General features: G+C 42.6%; 25 protein-coding genes. 17 read left to right on the forward strand and 8 right to left on the reverse strand.

Annotation, left to right across the window (positions count from 1 at the left end):
* The first annotated feature begins 18 nt into the window (after positions 1 to 18).
* Genes ftsE through WCP75_RS02485 form a run of 3 tightly spaced genes read left to right on the forward strand, consistent with a single transcriptional unit; the run spans position 19 to position 2300 of the window.
* Entirely contained in the window at positions 19 to 678 is a 660-nt protein-coding gene (gene ftsE / locus WCP75_RS02475) for a cell division ATP-binding protein FtsE (protein ID WP_336276668.1), read from the forward strand.
* On the forward strand, positions 671 to 1624 hold the full coding sequence (locus WCP75_RS02480) for a cell division protein FtsX (protein WP_336276669.1): 954 nt from the start codon (positions 671 to 673) through the stop codon (positions 1622 to 1624). The genes ftsE and WCP75_RS02480 overlap by 8 nt, the downstream gene beginning before the upstream one ends.
* Positions 1625 to 1628: 4 nt before the next feature.
* Positions 1629 to 2300 (forward strand): YdcF family protein, encoded by a 672-nt coding sequence (locus tag WCP75_RS02485; RefSeq protein ID WP_336276670.1) that lies wholly within the window; start codon positions 1629 to 1631, stop codon positions 2298 to 2300.
* Between the two features lie 435 nt (positions 2301 to 2735).
* Here WCP75_RS02485 and WCP75_RS02490 read toward each other — a convergent pair whose 3' ends face one another.
* From WCP75_RS02490 to WCP75_RS02520, 7 genes are all read right to left on the reverse strand, one after another.
* Positions 2736 to 4718, reverse strand: coding sequence for a MacB family efflux pump subunit (locus WCP75_RS02490; RefSeq protein WP_336276671.1), 1983 nt, complete (start codon positions 4716 to 4718; stop codon positions 2736 to 2738).
* Between the two features lie 3 nt (positions 4719 to 4721).
* On the reverse strand, positions 4722 to 5948 hold the full coding sequence (locus WCP75_RS02495) for an efflux RND transporter periplasmic adaptor subunit (protein ID WP_336276672.1): 1227 nt from the start codon (positions 5946 to 5948) through the stop codon (positions 4722 to 4724).
* Positions 5945 to 7429, reverse strand: coding sequence for an efflux transporter outer membrane subunit (locus WCP75_RS02500; protein ID WP_336276673.1), 1485 nt, complete (start codon positions 7427 to 7429; stop codon positions 5945 to 5947). Before WCP75_RS02500 ends, WCP75_RS02495 begins: the two co-directional genes overlap by 4 nt.
* A gap of 70 nt (positions 7430 to 7499) precedes the next feature.
* Positions 7500 to 8306, reverse strand: coding sequence for an exodeoxyribonuclease III (locus tag WCP75_RS02505; RefSeq protein WP_336276674.1), 807 nt, complete (start codon positions 8304 to 8306; stop codon positions 7500 to 7502).
* Entirely contained in the window at positions 8306 to 8944 is a 639-nt protein-coding gene (locus tag WCP75_RS02510; RefSeq protein ID WP_336276675.1) for an outer-membrane lipoprotein carrier protein LolA, read from the reverse strand. Before WCP75_RS02510 ends, WCP75_RS02505 begins: the two co-directional genes overlap by 1 nt.
* Before the next feature lie 253 nt (positions 8945 to 9197).
* Complete coding sequence (locus WCP75_RS02515; RefSeq protein ID WP_336276676.1) at positions 9198 to 9389, reverse strand: hypothetical protein; 192 nt, start codon at positions 9387 to 9389, stop codon at positions 9198 to 9200.
* Entirely contained in the window at positions 9386 to 11842 is a 2457-nt protein-coding gene (locus WCP75_RS02520) for an FtsK/SpoIIIE family DNA translocase (protein WP_336276677.1), read from the reverse strand. The genes WCP75_RS02515 and WCP75_RS02520 overlap by 4 nt, the downstream gene beginning before the upstream one ends.
* 174 nt (positions 11843 to 12016) lie before the next feature.
* On the opposite strand from WCP75_RS02520, the gene WCP75_RS02525 reads away from it, so the two are divergent.
* Positions 12017 to 13285 carry a ubiquinone biosynthesis hydroxylase gene (locus tag WCP75_RS02525; RefSeq protein ID WP_336276678.1) on the forward strand — a complete coding sequence of 423 codons (1269 nt, stop codon included), beginning with the start codon at positions 12017 to 12019 and terminating at the stop codon, positions 13283 to 13285.
* Positions 13286 to 13984: 699 nt separating this feature from the next.
* Here WCP75_RS02525 and WCP75_RS02530 read toward each other — a convergent pair.
* A complete protein-coding gene (locus WCP75_RS02530) occupies positions 13985 to 14272 on the reverse strand; it encodes an H-NS histone family protein (protein WP_336276679.1) in 288 nt (95 codons plus the stop codon).
* 130 nt (positions 14273 to 14402) lie between these two features.
* Between WCP75_RS02530 and WCP75_RS02535 the strand changes: the two genes are divergently transcribed.
* From WCP75_RS02535 to WCP75_RS02595, 13 genes are all read left to right on the forward strand, one after another.
* Entirely contained in the window at positions 14403 to 15065 is a 663-nt protein-coding gene (locus WCP75_RS02535) for a hypothetical protein (RefSeq protein ID WP_336276680.1), read from the forward strand.
* Positions 15065 to 15724: a hypothetical protein gene (locus WCP75_RS02540; protein WP_336276681.1), complete on the forward strand. Its 660-nt coding sequence runs from the start codon at positions 15065 to 15067 to the stop codon at positions 15722 to 15724. The genes WCP75_RS02535 and WCP75_RS02540 overlap by 1 nt, the downstream gene beginning before the upstream one ends.
* Before the next feature lie 104 nt (positions 15725 to 15828).
* Positions 15829 to 16128: a KorA family transcriptional regulator gene (korA, locus tag WCP75_RS02545; protein WP_336276682.1), complete on the forward strand. Its 300-nt coding sequence runs from the start codon at positions 15829 to 15831 to the stop codon at positions 16126 to 16128.
* Positions 16115 to 16408 (forward strand): VirB2 family type IV secretion system major pilin TrwL, encoded by a 294-nt coding sequence (gene trwL / locus WCP75_RS02550; RefSeq protein ID WP_336276702.1) that lies wholly within the window; start codon positions 16115 to 16117, stop codon positions 16406 to 16408. The genes korA and trwL (WCP75_RS02550) overlap by 14 nt, the downstream gene beginning before the upstream one ends.
* Positions 16409 to 16550: 142 nt before the next feature.
* Positions 16551 to 16871, forward strand: coding sequence for a VirB2 family type IV secretion system major pilin TrwL (gene trwL, locus WCP75_RS02555; protein ID WP_336276683.1), 321 nt, complete (start codon positions 16551 to 16553; stop codon positions 16869 to 16871).
* A 142-nt stretch (positions 16872 to 17013) separates the two neighbouring features.
* The gene (gene trwL, locus WCP75_RS02560; RefSeq protein WP_336276684.1) at positions 17014 to 17331 is read left to right on the forward strand and encodes a VirB2 family type IV secretion system major pilin TrwL; all 318 of its coding nucleotides are present in this window, start codon (positions 17014 to 17016) and stop codon (positions 17329 to 17331) included.
* Positions 17303 to 17515 (forward strand): hypothetical protein, encoded by a 213-nt coding sequence (locus WCP75_RS02565; protein WP_336276685.1) that lies wholly within the window; start codon positions 17303 to 17305, stop codon positions 17513 to 17515. The genes trwL (WCP75_RS02560) and WCP75_RS02565 overlap by 29 nt, the downstream gene beginning before the upstream one ends.
* 278 nt (positions 17516 to 17793) lie before the next feature.
* A complete protein-coding gene (gene trwL / locus WCP75_RS02570) occupies positions 17794 to 18120 on the forward strand; it encodes a VirB2 family type IV secretion system major pilin TrwL (RefSeq protein WP_336276686.1) in 327 nt (108 codons plus the stop codon).
* A gap of 109 nt (positions 18121 to 18229) precedes the next feature.
* The gene (locus WCP75_RS02575; protein WP_336276687.1) at positions 18230 to 18586 is read left to right on the forward strand and encodes a conjugal transfer protein; all 357 of its coding nucleotides are present in this window, start codon (positions 18230 to 18232) and stop codon (positions 18584 to 18586) included.
* Between the two features lie 12 nt (positions 18587 to 18598).
* Positions 18599 to 18907, forward strand: a complete 309-nt coding sequence (locus tag WCP75_RS02580) for a VirB3 family type IV secretion system protein (RefSeq protein WP_336276688.1) — start codon at positions 18599 to 18601, stop codon at positions 18905 to 18907.
* A 2-nt stretch (positions 18908 to 18909) separates the two neighbouring features.
* Positions 18910 to 21381 carry a VirB4 family type IV secretion/conjugal transfer ATPase gene (locus WCP75_RS02585; RefSeq protein WP_336276689.1) on the forward strand — a complete coding sequence of 824 codons (2472 nt, stop codon included), beginning with the start codon at positions 18910 to 18912 and terminating at the stop codon, positions 21379 to 21381.
* Entirely contained in the window at positions 21378 to 22103 is a 726-nt protein-coding gene (locus WCP75_RS02590) for a TrbJ/VirB5 family protein (protein ID WP_336276690.1), read from the forward strand. The genes WCP75_RS02585 and WCP75_RS02590 overlap by 4 nt, the downstream gene beginning before the upstream one ends.
* Positions 22104 to 22330: 227 nt before the next feature.
* Positions 22331 to 22622: type IV secretion system protein (locus tag WCP75_RS02595; protein ID WP_336276691.1), on the forward strand; the 292-nt coding region annotated here is incomplete at its 3' end.

Raw genomic sequence — 22622 nt, forward strand, 5'->3', positions numbered from 1 at the left:
CAGAAGTGGTAACCAAAGGTGATTCATTTTGAAAATGTCGGTCTGCGCTATGGGATGGGGCCGGAAATTTTGCGTGATATTAGTTTTCATATTCCTTCAGGCTCGTTTCAGTTTTTAACTGGCGCCTCTGGAGCAGGAAAAACGTCGTTGATGCGTTTGATGTTTTTAACACTGAAACCAACTCGTGGACATATTGACTTATTTGGAACTGACACAGCATTACTTAGACGGCAGGAGCTTCCAGCATTGAGACGACGTATTGGCGTCGTTTTTCAAGACTTTCGTTTACTAGATCATATGACTACCTATGAGAATGTTTCTTTGCCCCTACGCATAAAAGGACAAGAAGAAGCAACTTATCGCAGTGAAGTGGAAGACCTTTTGTGTTGGGTGGGTCTTGGAAACCACATTCATGTTTTACCACCAGTTCTTTCCGGTGGAGAGAAACAGAGGGTAGCGATAGCGCGCGCGCTCATTGATCAGCCTGAAATACTCTTAGCGGATGAACCAACGGGAAATGTCGATCCGCCTTTAGCAAAACGCCTGCTGCGTTTGTTTATTGAATTAAACCGCTTTGGAACAGCTGTCATCATTGCCACCCACGATGTTGCACTTATGGAGCAGGTAGCAGCGCGTCGAATGGTTCTCCATAATGGACGGATGACGATTCATGAATAAATCTTTCCCAATTTTTACAAGCGATAAAAAAAGCGCAACAGCCATCATTCCCAGTGGTAATATTTCTGGACAAGCGCTTGTCGCGGTAGTTGCTATCATGACATTTTTATCAAGCTTAACATTGATCAGTGTCGATTTAGTGCAACGTGCTGCCAGCAATTGGAGTAATGAAATTAGCTATGAAGCAACAATCCAAATACGCCCCGTCGAAAATATCGATATCGAAGAATCTCTCCGTGATGCAGTAAAATTAGTCAAAACATTTCGCGGTGTAGAAGGCGCTAAAATTGTTGATAAAAAATCCACTGAAAAGTTGCTCGAGCCGTGGTTTGGAAAGGGTCTAGACTTCAACGACTTACCGCTCCCCCGGCTCATTATCGTTACACTGAAAGAGGGCGAGAAAATCAATTTTCCTGCAATTAGTCAAGAAATTAAAACAAGAATCCCAGGAGGACAGTTCGATGACCACCGCGTTTGGATAGACCATTTTGCAAAGCTTGCGCATAGAGTTGTTTTGATTGGTTTTTCAATTTTAATACTGGTTCTATGTTCGCTGGCACTCACGATTGTTTTTTCCACGCGAAACGCACTAGCAGAGAATGCGCATATTATTAATGTATTGTACTTCCTTGGCACGGAAACTTTCTTCATTGCTCGACAATTTGATTGGCATTTTTTTAAAACCGCACTACGCGGTGCATTATACGGTGGTGCCGCAAGTGTATTCTTGTTTTGTGCCTTCTCCTTTTTGACAAATTATAATCTGGGGAGAGTAGAAGCCAGCCAAGTAACAGCTTTCTTCGGACATCTCTCCATGAGTTCTATACCCTATGGAAAGATCATTACCCTAATTCTTTTTGTTTCTTGCCTTGCCGTACTGACAAACAGAATAACGATTTTAATGCAACTTAAAAAGTTTTATCAATGCGAAGACAGCTTATTTTGATTTTATGACCGACAATTCACATGATTTCGAACCAACGGCACGGGATGATTTGGCGTGTCAAAATTTTTCCGTGCGCAGTATATGGCATCATCGGTATTTATTTCGCTATTTCCCACCGACAACGCTTTCTCTTTTAATGATAACCCTGTTCTTTTGCATTGGTTTCATTGTTTTTTCCGAAAAAACCGATCGGCTTAAACCACAGAATCCGTTACCGAAGGCAGACGCAATTGTCGTTTTAACGGGAGGAGAAAACCGGATAAAAACGGGGCTTTATCTCTTGGAACAGGGGCTTGGCTCGCGACTCTTAATTAGCGGAGTAAACACGATAACGAGTCCTGATAGCTTTATGCATATTAACCATATCGACCCGCAGCTCTTTGCTTGTTGTGTCGACATTGGACACAAAGCAACCAATACACGAGGAAACGCCAAAGAAAGTACTGCTTGGATAAGAAAACATAAATATAAAACGCTTTACATTGTTACCCATGATTACCACATGTGGCGTTCTTTGCGCGAATTCAAATACTTAATGCCTGATACTAATTTCATTGCCTACCCTGTTAAAAAAGACAACAACGCTGAAAGCATGGTACAACAAATCAACCAAATACGCATTTTGGCGTCAGAATACATCAAGATTATCGGAGTATACATTAGAACTGCATTTTAATCTTTGAGTACTAATCTGTTTTGTAAATTCTCAGCCAACGCACATTGATAGTGTTTACGTGTTGCTCAAGAGTCCCACTGGCAGCTTTACTACGACGGAAGATACGCAATTCGGCATTTATTCCTCTGTCAGCAATCTGCTCTGATACCGGCGTTTTTTTCTCAAACTATGATCACAGTTTGTCCCCAAAAATATCCTATCTTACTGACCTCTCCTACCAGCTATTTCTTCTATATTTAAATTTAAGAACTTTTTCGCGTACCGGGGTGCTCGACACGTGATTACGACTACATTGCTTCTGTTTTTTCAAATTAAAAATCTGACGCAACGGACCGACAAAACACGCATGATTTTTCGATAAATATCCCTTTCCACAGAGACTCCTACCCAGCGCAAAAATTATGAAAGCACAGTTTTTTGCAAGACTGATGCTGCCTAGTCACGTGAGAGAGCAACAACAGGATCAAGTCGCGAGGCCTGTCGTGCTGGCGAAAAACCAAACCCTACCCCTATGACAGTTGAAAACATGAGGGATATAATAATTGAATCAGCCGTATAAACTAGGTAGATAGGAGCCCTAAGCAGCAGAAATAAGCCACCAATAGAAAATCCGAGCAGAATACCAAGACCACCACCAATTACACAAACCAAAACCGCCTCAATCAAAAATTGCTGCAAAATATCGCTCTGGCGTGCACCGACTGCCATGCGTACTCCGATTTCATTTATCCTCTCAGAAACAGTGACTAACATGATATTCATCACACCAATACCGCCTACGAGCAAAGAAATAGCCGCAATTGAAGACACCAAAAGTGTTAAAATATGCGTATTCTCTATAATACGCTCACGGAATGATTCAGAATTTCTGATAAAAAAATCTTTCCCTCCATGTCGGGCAGTCAGGAAACGCTGTACCATAGTCTCTGCCAAATGTGAGTCGACATCGTCCGCAATCTTAACGACAATCGCGCGAACATTTGTGGTACCAAGAAAGCGTGTTTGTAATGCTGTATAGGGCAAATAAATCTGCAGCGTATTCGACACGCCCGAACTGTTGTTCGGTGCAACAACACCAACGATACGAGCTGGAACTCTACCCACGTGCACAACTTTTCCGATAGGGCTTTCATGACTGTGGGGAAAAAGAACAGAAATCGCTTCTTTTTCTATCACTAAGTCTACCGCCCGTTCACGCACACTGTTTTTATCAAACAACTTTCCTTCAATAGCACTAAGTCCCTGTGTTTGAAAAAACTGCTCTCCCACTCCAGCAATTACAGCACCCACTTCGACAGCGCCAGAACGTATAATCGAGCTAGCTGAAATCTGCGGCGTTACACCGGAAACATAGGGCAATTCAGAAAGAGCTTCTGCATCAGCTTCAACCAAGCTAGTTATTTTTCCTGCCTGTGGATCAGAAAAATTTTTCCCAGGAAAAATTGTCAGTGTATTGGAACCCAAACTTTTAAAATTTTCTAGGATCTTTTCTCGCGTTCCATTTCCTAAAGCTACCATCGCAATAATTGCACCAATACCGATGATAACCCCAAGCATCGTCAGAAAAGTCCGCATCCGGTGCGCATTCATCGCCAATAAAGCCATAACAAATGCCTCACAGAAGCGCTCAGCAAAAGAACGAAAAAAACCAAGTCTGTGCTGCTCTGTGATATTTTTTTGCCTGCAAAGAGGTTGGTTGCTCTTCTTTACTTTCGCATTCTTTGAAAAACTATCGCTGATAATTTCTCCATCACTGATTTCGATAATACGTTCCGCCCTTTCAGCCACCTGCATATCGTGAGTCACAATGACAATAGTGCGCCCTTCTTTATGAAGCTCATCCAAGATACGCAACACCTCCTGGCCACTTTGCGTATCCAACGCACCAGTTGGCTCATCTGCGAGAATAACCTCGGCATCATTGATTAACGCACGCGCGATAGACACCCGCTGCTGCTGCCCGCCTGAAAGTTGGTTTGGGCGATGATTTATCCTATCTCCCATGCCGAGACGCGCCAACAGGTCCCGTGCACGTTTTCTTCTTGTTTGTGCTGCACACCCTGCGTAAATAGCCGGAATTTCGACATTGCCAAGAGCTGTCAATTCATTCAGCAAGTGGTAACGCTGAAAAATAAATCCAAAATGGTTACGTCGTAAAGCCGATAGTTCATCAGGAACGAGGGTTGCCGTTTCCTTCCCAGAAATCCAATATCGACCAGAATCTGGCCGATCGAGACATCCTAAAATATTCATCAATGTGGATTTTCCTGAACCAGAAGCTCCCACGATGGCCACCATCTCACCCTGCCTAATGGTAAGATTGATACTTTTTAAAACAGTGACGAACTTCTCCCCTGCAGGAAACTTGCGCACAATGTTTTCTAGAACAATCACAGCATCTTTTTGTCCCGTTTTCATGTCTCAGATCTCATCTTCGATGTATGCATCAGAAGAATCTGGCATCTTCCCGTCGCGCGAACCGGTGATCACCACATCTCCCTCATTAAGCCCCGAAATAATTTCTGCCATCACCTTGTTATCGAGCCCAACTGTTACCTGTTTTGCGATCACCTTATTTTCTTCTACAAGTAGGGAAACCCAGGCTTTACGCTCCTTTGTCATATCACGTAAGGCATCACTTGGAATTAACAAAACGTTTTTAGCGCGACCCAATATAACGTGAACTTGAGCAGTCATATAAGTGCGTAAAAAATTATCCTTATTATCAACATGCACAATCCCGTTATAATAGATAGCCGATGAGGTTAGAGAACTTGAATTTCCGATTGCACCAGGATTGATACTTACGTCAGCTCGGACTGATTCAGGTGCAGGTTCTACCCTTTCTAAGATACCCTCATAACGACGCTGTGAATCGCCAAAAATTGTAAAATAGAGAGGTTGCCCAGCACGAACTTTAAGAACATCAGCTTCTGAAATTTGCGCTTTTACCGTCATCTTTGATAAATCGCCTAAAATAACGATTGTCGGCGCAGACTGGACTGCATTTACATTCTGTCCTTCTTCTACAACCGTTGCTAAAACCGTTCCCGCTGAAGGAGCAGTTACCCGCGTGTAACTCAGATTGACCTCTGCACTATCTACGTCGATTTGTGCTTGTATAATTTGCTCACGAAGCTGAGCGATTTGCGCTTCGCGTATTTTTACCTGTGCCGCAGCATCATCAAGGTTAGCCCGTGAGATAGCGCGTGTCTCGATTAATTGCTTTTGACGATTCAAATTTTTTTGTGCAAGAGTGAGATAGGCTTCATGCTCTTGCAAACTCGCATGATAATGTGAGAGCGCTGCTTTTTTTCTTTTTAAGTCATTTTCCTGATCTGTGGGATCAATTTCTGCCAAGAGATCCCCCTTTTTCACAATACTTCCAGGAAAAACACGCATCGATACAACACGTCCTGTTGCACGCGCACCAACAGCAACCAACCGATAAGGGCGTACAACACCAGAAGCCAAAACACTTTCCTCTATATCACCACGCTTAACCACCGCAGTTATATAAATCGGCGAAGACGTCCCAAAAATAAGAGAACGCAGCCACAGCAAAAAAAGGATGAGGAAAACACCTACTAAGAATATGGAAAGTTTTTTACGTTTTATAACGAAATTTTTAACTAAACCTTTTTTCATTGCCTTACCCTTGTACGCGAATGGGCAGCGCCATCAACGACTTCTGGACGCGACACATCCACCGTGCCATCCCAGCCACCACCTAATGCTTTCATCAGTGCAATATATTGGGTAGCCAGAGCAATACGACTATCTTTGAGCGCCATCAGTGAAGAATAATAGGAGCGATTAGCATTCAATAATTCAAAGAAACTGGTAGTTCCATTTTCAAAAAGTTGCTGTGAAAGCTTTAATGAATGCAAAGAGGCTGAATTGGCGATGACAAGCTTCTCTAAACGTTGGTGTTCTTTGGTCAATCCCACAAGAGCATTTTCTACCTCTTCTAGTGCCGTCAGCACGGCAGATCGATAAGCGATAAACGCTTGATCACGCTGTGCACGCGCTACGGAAACAGCGGCAGCAATTTGTCCTCCATTAAAGAAGGGAAAACGCAAACCAGGACCAAAAGACCATCCAATTGTTGAATTTTTCCACAATTGGCCAATTGTGCCTGCCATTGTTGAAATATTACCTGTCAAAGTGAGAGACGGATAGCGCTCTGCCTCACGCTGGCCAATCCGCGCAGTTGCTTGTGCATACTGACGTTCCGCCCGTCGTAAATCTGGACGCATCAACAAAATATTGGCAGGAATTCCCGCTGATATTGGCCAATGCGGTTGTGGAATTTTCGCGTTTTCAGCGTTTTCCTTCAACAAATTCTCTAAAGCCATAGGCACGCAACCTATTAAAACAGAGAGGCGATGGACGCCCATGGACAAATTGGCTTCCATCTGTGATACATCTGCTTCTGTATTTGCCATTTGCGCTTTCGCATTTGAGACATCAATCTCAGAAGCATCACCAGCCGTAAACTTAGCGCGCACCAGTTCTAATGTTTTACGCTGCGATGAAGCAATTTGTTGTGCAAGCGATAATTTTTGTTGCCAACCACGAACCTGGACATAATTTATCGCTACATCCCCTAACAGCGTTACCATTGTGGCACGCATATCTTCCACGACAGCATCAAGACCGTAACGTGCTGCTTCAACGGCCCGCTTGTGCCCACCAAAAAAATCGAGCTCCCAACTTGCATCAAAGCCACCACGATATTGAATCGAAGACGCATCAAATGATCCAGAATTGCGAGTTCCAGAAACTGAAGTTGACAAATTTGGTAAAAGATGTCCCACGACTTGCGCTAGATTTGCGCGTGCTTCACGAACCCGCGCTTTCGCAACGGCAACATCGTTATTTTTAGAAATCGCGTAATCTATCAGCATATTCAAGACAGGATCATCCAGACGTTTCCACCACCCTGCAAGCGCGGCCGGACGCCCAAAAACTTGTGTAGGCTGTCGCCCCCAAACTGCCGGAACCTTGAAAGACGTCTTACGATAATTGGGGCCAACCACACATCCAGAAAGTACAAAAAGACACAAAAAAATAATACAAAATGATTTCTTTAAAGTAATCCACTCTAGATTTCTGATATGCTTCATCCACTCTCTCGCATTCTTTCAGAATCAGTTTATGAATATTTTGTGTAATAAAGTCCTTATTTCAAATTTATTATGAAAAATCAAATACAGTTTCTACAGGAACATGATCTGAAGGGCGATCCCAGCCCCTTGCGTCACGAAAAATTGAAAGATTAGAAACAAAAGGAATTAAATCTGGGGAAGACCAAATATGATCGAGTCGTCGGCCACGGTCGGAAAGCGCCCAATCGCGAGCCCGATAACTCCACCATGTATAAAGTTTAGCCGAGACAGGAAAGTGCACGCGCATTAAATCAATCCAGCCCCCTTGAGAACACAAAGTCTGCAGACGTTCAGTTTCAATCGGTGTATGACTTACAACCTTTAACAATTGCTTATGAGACCAAACATCGCTTTCTAAAGGAGCAATATTGAGATCACCGACTAAAAGAGAAGATAAGCCATCTCCTTGATCAGCTTTTATGGAGGACATTTCTTCTAAAAAATCAAGTTTATGACGAAACTTCTCGTTGACTTCAGCATCAGGCACATCACCCCCCGCAGGAACATAAAAATTGTGGATCCGCACGAGGCGACCACATGCATCAGCAACCACAGAGATATAGCGACAATCTTGCCTTTCACAAAAAAAACGCGTCTCAACGTCTCGAAACGGCAAACGCGAAACAATCGCCACACCGTTGTAGGATTTTTGTCCACTCAAAGCAATGTATTTATAACCAGCCGCCGCAAAAGCTTCACGTGGAAACAAGGAATCCGGGCATTTTGTTTCTTGTAAACACAAAATGTCCGCAGCAAACGTATCCAAATACTGAAAGACCTGTGCAAGACGCAAGCGAATAGAATTGATGTTCCAAGTAGCAATACGAAAGAACATCAATTTCGGTTCCGACGGCGTGGAGCTTCAACATTTTTATAGGGAAGTTTGAACATCCCGTCAGCAAACTTGACGCCCGTTCGCACGTTCATAATTTGGATAGTCGTCTCTAAATTTTGTTGATCAACAATCGTCCATTGCCGCAAAGCATAACTCTTAGAATCAAAAACCATCCTTATTTTCCCCCCACCAATAGTCTTATCGCGTAAAATTATTGTCACCGCCCCCGGAGCTTCATGAAACGCGAGTAAACGCCCTGACGATAAATCAATTTTATCACTCAATAAGAATTTCATCGGTGTTTGAGAGAGTTGTGAAAAATTCCAGGTATTCAGGGCACGATTATTAATTCCTACAAACTGACCATCTGCAATGATCTGCAGGGGCAGCTTTTTATACGCAAAACGAATTTTCCCTGGACGTTCTAAATAAAACGTCCCTTCGTTTATCTTTCCCTTTGGACTAAATTGAATAAAATCGCCAGTCATTGTCTTAATTGCCGCGAAATGATTGGCGATATTCTGCGCCCGCGCTACTTGACTAGATGATTGAGAAAGAGCAGGAAAAACTGAGAACAAAAAGATGACAATTTTAGCAAGTCCGAGTGTTGTTCTGCGAGTTAAAGAAGACGTTTTCATAAAAATGCTCCCAAGCGATACCTACTTTCCTTAAATATAAGTAGCGAATAATAAATAAATGCTCCTTTTTAAAATAATTTTTTTGAAAAAAATAGCTAACGGCTTTTATTTCAAAAGGATTTTTTTCTTGAGATTTATAAAAAGCAAAAAAATTCCCTATTTACCCGTGTAACTAGCTGGACCAATAACACTCTCCTTCTTCCATATGTTCGATCAACGGAGCGGCGCCGTTACGGCCGATCCCAAATGACGTTCAATGTAAGAGGTTGAAGTTTTGATTAAAAAGGATAACAGCGACAGCTTTGTTATAAAGGCTATTTTCCAGAGAAGTGCTTAAAGCAATGCCGATTGCCACTATTCTGCACTTTTCCACGTAGCGGCTTACGAATACCGGAGCGCGTTTAAGTTTTAGACGCGCCATCATTTGTTCAATTTCATCACTCACCCCTCATCGTTAGCTGAAAGAGGAACAAAAATTTCCCGTTTACCTGCATGATTAGCCGGACCAATGATACCCTCTTCTTCCATACGCTCAATTAGCGAAGCGGCTCGATTATATCCAATACCTAAACGACGTTGAATATAGGAGGTCGAAGCCTTACGATCACGAAGAACAACTGCGACAGCTTGGCTATAAGGATCGTCTGCTGCAGGGGAATTCAGGGATGCATCAGCGCCGTGTTCTGTAGTTTCTTGTGTGATCGTTTCCAAGTAATCAGGGACGGCTTGCGCTTTCAGGTGTGCCACAACCTGCTCAACTTCATCATCAGCAACAAAGGGCCCATGAACACGCTGAACACGCCCTCCTCCCATCATAAAGAGCAAGTCTCCTTGCCCTAATAGCTGCTCAGCTCCTTGTTCACCAAGAATCGTCCGGCTGTCGATTTTTGAACTCACAGAAAAAGAGATGCGTGTAGGAAAGTTAGCCTTAATTGTCCCCGTAATCACATCCACAGAAGGACGCTGAGTAGCCATAATAACATGGATACCAGCCGCACGTGCCATTTGCGCTAAACGTTGAACCGCACCTTCAATATCCTTGCCAGCAACCATCATCAAATCTGCCATTTCATCGATGATGACGACGATATAAGGCATAGGGCTTAAGTCAAATGTTTCTGTCTCATAAAGGGGCTCACCTGTTTCATGGTCAAATCCAACTTGAACTGTACGCGCCAATGTTTCACCCTGATTTTCGGCTTCCCTGAGGCGCGCATTAAATCCGTCAATATTGCGCACTCCAACTTTTGACATTTTGCTATAGCGCTCTTCCATTTCACGAACAGCCCACTTAAGCGCAATTACTGCTTTTTTTGGATCCGTCACCACTGGCGTTAGCAGATGTGGTATCCCGTCATAGACTGAAAGTTCAAGCATTTTAGGATCCACCATGATTAAACGACATTTCTCAGGAGTCATGCGATAAAGAAGAGACAAAATCATCGTATTAATGGCGACGGATTTGCCCGATCCTGTCGTACCCGCCACCAAAAGGTGCGGCATTTTCGCTAAATCTGCAACAACGGCTTCACCACCGATTGTTTTGCCCAAAGCGAGTCCAAGTTTTGCCTTGCTGTCCACGAATTCCTGCGCTTGCAAAATTTCCCTTAAATAAACCATCTCACGTATCGTATTAGGCAATTCTATTCCAATCACATTTCGTCCTGGAACCACAGCAACACGTGCAGAAACTGCGCGCATTGAACGCGCTATATCGTCTGCTAGGCCAATGATACGAGAAGACTTGATACCAGCGGCTGGCTCGAATTCATACAAGGTTACCACTGGACCAGCGCGTACATCAATAATTCTTCCCTTGACTCCAAAATCCAACAAAATGCCCTCAAGTTCGTGAGAATTTGCTTTTAGGCTAGCGGGAGAAAGCTCTGCATTCTTTGCAGCTGGCGCAGGAGTCGAAAGATAGTCCAAAACTGGAAGAATAAAACCGTCTTTTGGAGAAACCATTGAAGGTTTAAAGACGCGTTTTTTAGCCGAAGAGCGAGATGTTTCATTCCGAGAATTATTACATTTTGTTTTTTCGTCAAAGAAAACCGGCTCGACCCGACCGAATAATTTTTCTCGTTCCTTACGCTTAGGCTTGAAACACAAAAAACGAAAAAACCTTGCTTGTACAAAATAAAAAAAGTGCAGAACCGCTCCAAAAGTTGTAGCAAAAAAGCCGTAACGTACTTTATCTACATCCGCGGAATCCTCTACGTCTTCTAGCGTATCGGATTCCCGTGTATCGACAACCGAACCAGTTTCAACTTTTGAGCTGTTTTGTGCTCTTCTTTCCTCTGCCTCGCACCTCCAAACCACATTGCCAGCAAAAGCGGCCATGAAAAAACCAAAAAACGCGATGGCAATCCCCAAAAGTACATCCCGAAAAGAAGACGGGGCAAAAGGAAAAATTAAATAAACAACGTCCAAAATCTTATCACCCAAAACACCTCCTAAACCAATTGGGAATGGCCAGTGTGTGAAAGAAGCGAGGGGCGTCATGAAAGCGAACGAAACGAGGAAACAAGCGGTTGATAGTAACCACAAAAAAAGGCGAAAAATTAAATTATGGATGTCTTTTTGCGCTAGCAACAGAAGTGACCAAAAAAGCGGTGGCAATAAAGCAGCAGGGCTTGCTAGGCCAAAAAACTGTATAAACACATCTGAAAAAATTGCGCCTGGGAGCCCCATAAAATTTGTAATATCGTTCGTATTTGCGTGCGTTAATGATGGATCTGCGATATTCCAAGTTGCCAAAGCCAAAATGCAAAAAACAACGAAGCTCAAAAGCCCAAGCCCAACGAAGACACCGATTTGACGCAAAAACATTCGGACAAGCCGCGACCCTTGAGAGCTTAACGCTTCTGATGAATCATAAGGAGGAGAACTCTGGTGCATTCGTTAATCCCAAATACAAAACCTTTGAGCATAATATTTCAACAAATGGTTACTAGGTTATAATTAAAATGCTAACATAGTTTTAAACATAATAACCACAACAATTTCCTTTGATATTTTGTAAAAAATGCTATTAATGGGGTAGTATCGCTTTCGTTCGAGAAATAACAGACCGTGCAAAAATGGAAAGAGGTAGTGTATATCCCTGATCTCAAAGATAGCGCAAAGCAATGCGACCTCCTTATTGCGGGCGGGGCGGCGGTTGGTTTGACACTTGCGATAGCTCTCAAGCAAGCAGCCCCTGGCTTGAAAATTAGTATCGTCGACGCTACTCCTAGGGAGAAACGTCGTACCTCGGATATACGAGCAATTGCCCTTGTTGCTGCCTCCATCCGCATGTTGAGGCAATTGCAGTGCTGGGAAAACATAAAGCACCATGCCCAGCCAATTCATTCAATGACGATCACTGACGCGCACGCAGACGATTCTGTTAAACCAGTATTTTTAACTTTTGAAGGAGATGTTACTCCCAATGAGCCCTTTGCCGCCACAATTGAACACGATAAGCTCATAAATGCTTTAAAAAAACGCGTAAAAGATCTTGATATTGTTTTCATGGAGGGTGTGCGTGTACTTGATTTTTACCAAGAAAATCAACACACAACTGTTGCTTTAAGCAATGCAGAAATCTGGCACTCAAAATTGTTGATTGCAGCTGACGGGGCGCATTCCCAATTACGCAAAAAAGCAGGACTTAAAAATTTTTCTCATGCCTACAAACAGACAGCAATCACGTGTACAATTGAACATGAGAAACCTCATTACGGACGGTCAGTCCAACATTTTTTGCCTGCCGGACCTTTCGCCCTTCTTCCCCTTAAAGGAAACAGATCGGCTATCGTGTGGAATGAAAGTCATCAAATGGCCCAATATTATCTCGAAGCGGATGCCCGTGTTTTTGAAACAGAAATCGAAAAGCGTATTGGCCATCGATTGGGAAAAATTTCTTGGAATGGCAAACGTCAAGCCTTTCCATTGACTCTCTCTCTAACACGTCAGTGTGTCAAATCTCGTTTTGCTCTCGTCGGTGACGCTTCTCATACAATCCATCCTATCGCGGGACAAGGGCTTAATTTAGGATTACGCGACAGCGCCGCTCTCGCTGAAATCGTTGTTGAAACAGCTAGGCTAGGCCTTGATATTGGGTCCCTCACGTCTCTCGAAAATTATCAAAGGTGGAGACGTTTTGAAATTGTTCGTATGGCCTTGAGTAATGATTGGCTTAATCAACTTTTTTCTAATGATAATCCCGTTTTGCGAACACTGCGTGATATTGGTCTTGGGATTGTTAACCAAATGCCAAAAATGAAAGAATATTTTATTCGGGAAGCTGCAGGGCTCACCCCTAACTCTCCTCGTCTTTTACGCGGTCTCCCGCTTTAGAGAGATACCACCTCATCATATTTTCAACCCACGAGTACAAACCTTTCTTTCATGGAAATCGCCCCACAAAAAATAGAACAATGACTAAATTTTGCATTTCTCTGGATACTTCTTACCAGCTATTTTTTATGGTGATTTAAACGCTCTTGCTCTGTGTGATTAATATCTAACTCAGCCCTTTGCTAACAGAGAATACACCATTGTCACAAAATTCAGAAGGGGAGATGTTTCACCGTTTTACCATTCGTCAGTAACTGAAAAAATAAGTAAATTCAAATACTCCCCCATCATTCACATATTGTATGATAAAGTACGTCTGTTTTTCGTACTCTCAATGGAAAAAAGCTACCGCGGCTTTTCAGATTTCCCCGCAGCAACGCAAGAACCCATTTTTCTCCCAGCGTATATTTTATGCGGCATTTTCGGTATTCTGTTTCTGCAGATTTGCTATTTGCACAACGTCACAGCTAAAAGCTCCTTCACAAACCCAGCATAACGAAAAGTATACGAAGCAAACGAATACAATGATTTTACCCTCACTTAGATCAATACATCCATATTTTACGCGACAGGATTCAACCCAGCCTCTGATCTCCCTCACACATCGATTCGACACGCGCAAATATGGAATCACCATAAAGATACCCCTTTTTTATTCGACAATGTAGGTTGTCCGAGCTTTATGGTGTTGCATATATATCACGTTACTTCTAATTCTTCGAGAGAATATCCTCTTTCCAGCCATTCTTTAATCCATTTAGGTTTTCTCCCCCGCCCATTCCATAACTCCCATTGATTATTAGGATTTCTATAGTGACGCTTTTTGCTGATAAGATCGGCAATATCAATCCCATGCGCATTAGCAATTTCGAGGATTTTTTGCCGCGCATCCTGTTTCTCTTTTGCTTGTCTTTTTTTCAATTCTACATCAATTTGAGCGCGTATTTCTTGTAGCTCATCAAGATTCATCTTTTTGAAATCATTCACCTTAATTACCTCCCTTCGCAAAAAAGAATCATGTCTCGTCATATTTTAAACACAATTTATAGACACTTTCTTCTCATTTCTGATCAAAATCACAATTGCGATCGATATAAGACTTTTACGGAGATGCGCTTTGAAACACAAAAAACTACCTATTTGTGCATCGACTACTACAACCGTATCCTCTTTTGGCTCGGCTGCTGTAATTGGGAACGAGGGTGTGCGAGTTCTGTCGCATTTTCCTGGTCCTTACGCATCGTCGGGCGAAAGTGGGTATAGATCGCAAACCTATAAACTATGGCAATATTTACTAGAGAACAAGCCCCTATATTTATTGGAGGATGGGCTCTTTGTGTCTGGTGGTGCGACGGTTCGTTTTGCTAATGAGGGGTGTTTTTGTTTGCAACAGATTTCTTTCTTGTGTCAGTTGTGTTTTCAAGAAGTGAAATTAGGAAAAAGTTTTGCATGTTTCTTTTTTGTGAGCCCAAAGGGGTGGTTGTCATTTAGGTGCAATTTGTTCTTTTTCTGCCTTGATGGTTGTAGCGTTAGTTTGCGTGCTGTTTTTGGTTTTTTCTTGCTTTTTTTGCATTTCTGCGTGGATCCGCGAGCGTTGTCATGCATTTGTGGTGTTTTCGGGAGCGATGGGTTTTGTGTCTATGGAAAAAGAATTTTTAGGCGGAACGGCTTTGTTTTGCGGGTGGGTAGCAGTGATACGACGCTGCAGTATCTAGTAAATTGGAGCGGGGTTGGTGTTTGTGTTGGTGGGCTTGTTCATCATAAGGGGATGCGTCGTTGATGGTTGTGCAAAATTTTATGATGTTTTCTGCTGTGTGTGTATTAAATTTTTGTCTTGCGGTGTTTTTGGTCGTTGTTGCGCAAAAACCTAAGGGTAGTGTTCGTGTCATGGTTGTTGCTGTGTCTCGTGGATTTTTGCGTCGGTTATTTACATTCGGAGGAGCTGTCGCAGCGGCTGGGTGGTTTAGCTGTAGCGGGGGCGGTTTTAGCGCAGGGTTTAGACGAGTTTGTGCCAAAAATCTTGAGTGGTTTGTTGTGCCTTTTTTTGGCTTGCGTGAAAGTTTTATGGATGTGCAAGTGGTGTTCTCTCGTTTTTGTAAACGTTTAATGCGGAGTGTGGCTTTGTACGAGTCGTGTTATGCGGGAGATTGTGGACGCGAGTTTGTCGGGGGGATTGTTTCGTATATTTGGAGAGTTCATTTTATGTTGGTACCTGTGAATGGGGGAATGCAAGAGTTCGCGCAATCTTCCACCAAAGTGGAAGAGCGAGTAGTTGGGGTGCGTCCCTTTATTGCTCCAGAAGAGGAAATCGCTCCAGAAGAGGAGCTGGTAGATGTGTTTAAAAATAAAATGAGTGGTGTGCATGATGCATTTACTCGAGGGGATTCTGTTCCCTTTGAAGAGCAGAGGGAGGGTGGTGTGCCCGCGTTTATGGATTAAGATTTTAATTTTGATAAGGTATGGCTATGAAAACTGGATGAGATTGTATTAAAGCTCTAATTAGTGAGATTGGATAAGATCTATTCTAATTGAGGGCTGAAATAATGAAGATGATAGAACAGAATAGCGTTGATATAGCGTTTAATCAGAAGGCTGCGCGTGAGGTTACGGTTGTTATGCGTTCGGAGAGGGAGTGGTATTTTACATTTGTTGCGGATGACCCCATAACCGGGGAGCCGAGTGAATATGCGCTTATAACACAGAGAGGAAAGTTGAGGACTTGGGTTGACCCTAAGTATCTTTTTAAGTTTCTTCATGAGAGGGGTGTTGTTTGCGGGCATTTTACGTTTAATCAGGATAAACAATATGAGACAGTCAAATATTTTTCGGATGAAAGTGGGTAGTGGGTTTTTTTTGGTTGTTGCAACCGTGGCTGTATTTTTTGTGACTCATCCTGTGTTTGCTCAACTAAGATTAACCAAAGCTAAGGCGGCTTTGGAGGATTTGAAGGCGGATTTGACGGTGCTCGTTCCGATTGCTGCTGCTGTCATACTTATATGTTTGGCAATTAGTTATGCAGGACGTTTCATTGACAAGAGTACTTTTTTACGCTGGTCGGTTGGCGTTATCGTTGCTGGATCAGCGTGGGAGCTTGCGAAGATGTTGTTAAATCAACCTGTTTAAGCCAACAGGTTAATGGCGAGTTGTTGCGTGGTATAGAGCATTTTTGTTTGAGGGTGTGTTGTATTTGTTTTTCGTAAGCACCTGAAGGTGGTGGTGTTGGTGCCGCGATAGAAAGGCGGTAGTTTAGTTTGGGATAAGTAAAATGAAGAGTTTGAAGTTTTTTCAATCAATGATGCGTTTTCGGATCGTTGTTGTTTCTATGGTTATGGTGACGTTTCCCGTTTGTGCCCAGGCCGCTAATAGTGCGAAAAAGTTGAAGACAGCTGAAAATGCTCTGACAGCTTTAAAGGATGATTTATCTATTCTCGTTCCTATCGCTGCGGCCGTTATACTTATATGCCTTGCAGTTAGTTATGCAGGACGTTTCATTGATAAGAGTACTTTTTTACGCTGGTCGGTTGGCGTTATCGTTGCTGGATCAGCGTGGGAGCTTGCGAAGATGTTGTTAGGTCAACCTGTTTAGGCCAATAGGTTAATGGCAAGTTGTTGCGTGATATAGAGTATTTTTATTTGAGGGTGTGTTGTATTTGTTTTTCATAAACACCTGAAGGTGGTGGTGTTGGTGCCGCGATAGAAAGGCGGTAATTTAGTTTGGGATAAGTAAAATGAAGAGTTTAAAATTTTTTCAATCAATGATGCGTTTTCAGATCGTTGTTGTTTCTATGGTTATGGTGGCGTTTCCCGTTTATGCCCAGGCCGCTAATGATACGAAAAGGTTGAAGACAGCTGAAAATGCTTTGAAGGCTTTAAAGGATGATTTATCTATTCTCGTTCCTATCGCTGCGGCTGTTATACTTATATGCCTTGCAGTTAGTTATGCAGGACGTTTCATTGACAAGAGTACTTTTTTACGCTGGTCGGTTGGCGTTATTGTTGCTGGATCAGCGTGGGAGCTTGCAGGTATGTTGTTCGCTGGAAAATAGTGAGGGCAGAAAACAAATAGGTGGTGGTTTACCTGTTACTGCAACGGAAAGTGTTGATTTGGCTTTGGGTGGTTGGCGTGAGAAATTCGAGAGTTCTTTAGTTAAAGTGGGTGGTAGAGTTGCAGTTGTTATCATGATCGGAATTAGGTTTTTTTGGGTCGTCCTGCTTACGCTGGCGTGGTGAGATTAGCAAGGCCGATAATAACTGGCGAGGCTTTAGGGGCATCGAAGAGGATTTTGTTGTGTTCGTTCCGGTTGCTGTTGCCGTTATGTTTTTATGCTTAGCGGTTGGTTGTGTGATTTTTTATGTTGGTCACTCGGTGTCATAGTCGCTGGATCTGGGGTGGGATTCTGAAGGCTTTTATTAGAAATGAGTTTTGTGTTCGTTGGGTGTAGGCGAAGTTGGTGAAGATGTTGTTTGTACAGCGATGGGGGGTGCTGTTTTTATTCGGAGTAATTGATATGAAAAATTTTGAAATTCTTAAATTCAGAGTGAATGACAGGGTTGCTGTTGTCGTTGCGGCTATGATCGTATTTTTCGTGAATCATACCGTTTACGCCAACGGAAAGCCGAAGACATTGACCAAAGCTAATGAAGCTTTAGAGTTATTGAAGGAAGATTTGGATATACTTGTTCCGATTGCTGCAGCCGTTATACTTATATGCCTTGCGGTTAGTTATGCAGGTCGTTTCATTGAAAAGGATACTTTTTTACGCTGGTCGGTTGGCGTTATCGTCGCTGGTTCAGCAATGGAGCTTGCAAGGATGTTGTTAAATAAAACCCCTTAGAATCATTTAGGATAGTATGTTTATTTTGTTCGAGAACAAGAGTTGCATTCGACTATTGTGAATGTGCTGGTGTTGGTTTCATTTGTATCAAAAGAGGAGGATATTGTTCATGGTAGTTTCAACTCTAATGAAAGATATGAAATATTCAAAAGTCTTATGGGGGCGTGTTGGTGGTAAGATTGGTTTTTCCTTTATGGGTATGGCCGTGTTCCCAGTAACTCGGCCTTCATATGCTCAAGCAGGAACGAGTATTCCGGTCGCGAATAGTCATGTAGATGTTATAATGGGCATATATTATGGGTTAAGTGTGTTTTCTCCCATCATAGCAGCAGTCATTCTTGTATTTTTATGCCTTATTTATTTGTTTCGCGTTATTGCGAAAGCGACATTTGCACGATGGGCTTTCAGCGTTATCGTCGCAGGTGCAGCGCTTTATATTAGTAATATGTTATTTTACATTAATTGATTTGGATTGCTCATGAAGCCGCAAAAACAGGAAGAGTTTCCCTTGTTTAAAGGAGCGACGCGTGTTCCGACAATTTGGGGGGTGCCCATGATGCCGGCCATATCCATGGTTATAGGAGTGGCTTCTATCGCTATGACAATAAATATCTTTTTGTGGATCATTGCTCCACCATTGTGGTTTGTTATGGCGCAAATTACCAAGCATGATGATAAAGCATTTCGTATTTGGTGGTTGTGGGTTGATACGAAATTCCGTAATCGCAACAAAAGCTTTTGGGGTGCATCAAGTTATAGTCCTTCTAATTACCGTAAAAGGAGATAAGCATGGAAGCTGTTAAAAGCAGCAGGTTGCTCATGTCGGAAACGCCTGTAAGTCTGTTCCTGCCCTATTCGCATCATGTTACAGATACAGTTATGTCTACGAAGGATGCTGAATATTTGTCGATTTGGAAGATTGATGGACGTTCACATCAAAGTGCTTCGGAAGAAGATATTTTTCAATGGACCAAGGAGTTGAACAATACTTTGCGTGGTATTGCGTCAGCGAATTTGTCCTTTTGGACGCATGTCGTTCGCCGTCGCGTTTATGAGTATCCTGATTCAACATTTGATGAAATGTTTTGTTATCGGCTTGACGAGAAGTATCGGCAAAGTTTCACCGGATATAATTTGATGGTGAATGATTTGTATTTGACCGTCGTTTATAAACCGGTGGCAGATAGGATTATGTCGTTTTTTTCCCGACACGAACGCGAGTCCCTTGATCAAAAGAAGCTTCGACAAGAATCGTGTATTAAAGCCCTCAATGATATAAATCGTACTTTGGGTCAATCACTTAGATGTTATGGTGCTGAGCTTCTTGGCGCTTATGAAAAAAATGGTTATGCCTTTTCCTCTGCACTTGAGTTTCTTGGAATGTTGGTCAATGGTGAGTATCGTCCCATGCCTATATGTCAAGATAGGTTTTCTGATTATATGTCTATAAATCGGCCTTTTTTCTCGAAATGGGGCGCTGTTGGTGAGCTGCAAACGTCGTTTGGTATACGTCGATTTGGGATGATGGAAATAAAAGAGTACGATATTACGACTAGGCCTGGCCAGTTCAATATTTTGCTGGAAAGTGATTTCGAATTCATATTGACGCAGAGTTTTTCTGTGCTTTCGCGACATGCTGCTAGGGATTATTTGCAGCGGCATCAACGTAATCTTATAGATGCCCGTGATGTTGCAACAAGTCAAATTGAGCAAATTGATGAAGCACTTAATCAACTTGTAAGTGGGCATTTTATTATGGGGGAACATCACTGCACACTTACCATTTATGGTAATACGATCCAAGAAGTTCGTGATTACATGGCGAAGGCGAACGCGGCTCTCTTAGACGCTGCAGTACTGCCAAAACCTGTAGATCTAGCTATAGAAGCTGGTTATTGGGCACAGCTTCCTGCGAACTGGAAATGGCGACCACGTCCCTCGCCGATTACGTCTCTTAATTTTTTGTCGTTTTCATCTTTCCATAATTTTATGTCAGGAAAACCGACTGGCAATCCGTGGGGACCGGCGGTTACGATTCTCAAAACCGTAAGTAGAACGCCGCTTTATTTTAATTTTCATGCCTCCCAGCTTGAAGAAGACGCGACAGATAAGCGTTTGTTGGGAAACACTGCGCTTATCGGGCAGTCTGGTTCCGGTAAAACGGTTTTGCTTGGATTTTTGTTGGCGCAAGCGCAGAAATTCAAGCCGACGACTGTTGTTTTCGATAAGGACCGCGGTATGGAGATTGTCATTCGAGCGATGGGTGGTCGGTACCTTCCGTTTAAAACAGGTAAGCCAAGTGGTTTTAATCCGTTTCAGCTTCCTTCTACGCAAGAGAATCTGATTTTTCTGAAACAGTTTGTAAAAAAACTGGCCGAAGCAGGTGGTGAAGTTACACACCGCGATGAGGAGGAGATTGATAAAGCCGTTAATGCTATTATGAACGGTGGTATCGATAGGTCATTGCGTCGTTTGTCCTTCTTAGTACAGTTTTTACCAAATCCGCGCTCAAGTGATTATAATGCTCGTCCGACTGTTCACGCTCGCTTGGTGAAATGGTGTGAAGGTAATGATTACGGATGGCTATTTGATAATCCAGCTGATGCGCTTGATCTTTCAACGCATCAAATTTACGGATTCGACATCACTGAGTTTTTAGATAATCCAGAAATTCGTACTCCGGTTATGATGTATTTGCTTTACCGTACCGAAGGAATGATTAGTGGGCAGCGTTTTATGTACATTTTTGACGAATTCTGGAAACCCTTGCAGGATCCTTACTTTGAGGATTTGGCAAAGAACAAACAGAAAACCATTCGAAAACAGAATGGTATTTTTGTTTTTGCAACCCAGGAGCCTAGCGATGCACTGGAGAGCAATATTGCCAAGACTTTGATTCAACAATGTGCAACTTATATTTTTTTAGCAAATCCGAAAGCCAATCATGAGGAGTATACTGAGGGCTTCAAATTAACAGATGCTGAGTTTGAATTGGTTAAGGGATTAGGCGAATTTAGCCGCCAATTTCTCATAAAGCAAGGCGATCAATCCGCGCTTGCAGAGTTAAATTTAGGAAAATTTCATACGACAATCGACGGAAAGGCCGTCGAGCGAGATTTTGGTGACGAACTCTTGGTATTATCGGGGACCCCCGACAATGCAGAGTTAGTGGAGACCATTATTGCTGAAGTGGGTGACGACCCGGCAGTATGGTTGCCAATTTTTTTACAAAACGTAAAAATTGATAGGAGGACGACATGAAAAAATTAGTTCTTTCGATAGTAATGGCAGCAATTTTAGGGACACCAAGTTCAGTGATGGCTTGGAATTGGGGTTGGCATGCATCGCGTTCGACAGCGATAGATCAAAAGAAGAAAACGCTGTCGGAGCCAATTTCTCCGCAACAAGAGATTATTAATTTAATAAAGCAGCACCTAGAGTTGAATAAGCAGCAGTTTAAACAAACGGAAGGGATGTATAAGTCTATAACGGCAAATCGAGGAATTGGTATTACAAAAGGAACGGGTTTTGACAGTTTTTTTCTCAAGGACCCGCAGTCAATTTATAAAAATAAGGAGAGTTCTGACGTATTCACGTCGGTTACGGGAATTTTAAAAGAGGAAAATATTTCTGATTCTGTGAATGATGCACGCGAGTCTATTAATGAACGCAGTCGGTATGCGGCTGTTACGGACAAAGCCATAAGTTTAAAAGTCTTCAGTGATACAGAAAAGCGCTTTCAGCAAATTTCGAAGCTATTAGAAGAAATCGATCGGACACAGGATTTGAAGGGCATTGCGGAGCTGCAAGCGCGTCTTAAGGCTAAGCTTGCCATGATTCAAAATGAAACTACAAAGTTACAGATGGTTGCGCATTTACGAAACGCGGAACGGGAATTAATTGGCCATCAAAAGCGGAAACGCAACATGAAAATTCTTGGTAGTAGGAATAGAGAAATGCCAGCTATACGTTCGATACGGTAAGTTTGTTTATGATTAACGTTGTTTATACCTCTGATTTTTTCTTATCGGAGAGATAAGACCGGTGGGTTTTCCGTGCTATTCGGTGATTTTGAAGAATAGCGCGGAATATGTGAGTTGGCTCTGATAATCTTGTAAAAGAGCGTTTACGGTAGATTGTAGCAAATGAGCGAGATGCATGATGTGCGCCAACATTTCAGAAACGTGAGAATTCGTTAAAGAGAAATGCCATGTCCTTCGTAATGTTCACACAGCTTTTCGATAAATTTGATCAAATAACAAGTACGTATATTACGGGTGTTTCATCAAAGGCAGCTATCGCGCTCACACCTATCGTGTCGGTGGGTATAACTATTGCTTTCATTGTATATGGGTGGCTTATTATTCGCGGTGCGGTGGACATGCCGCTCACCGATTTTATAAACCGCTGTTTTCGAGTGAGTATCATTACTTCAATCGCGTTGTCCGGTGGGCTATATCAGCAAGATATCATTGACTTTATAACAAATCTGCCTAGTGAAT

The sequence above is a fragment of the Bartonella numerosa genome, from assembly GCF_037070845.1.
In the GTDB taxonomy this organism is placed as follows: Bacteria; Pseudomonadota; Alphaproteobacteria; order Rhizobiales; family Rhizobiaceae; genus Bartonella.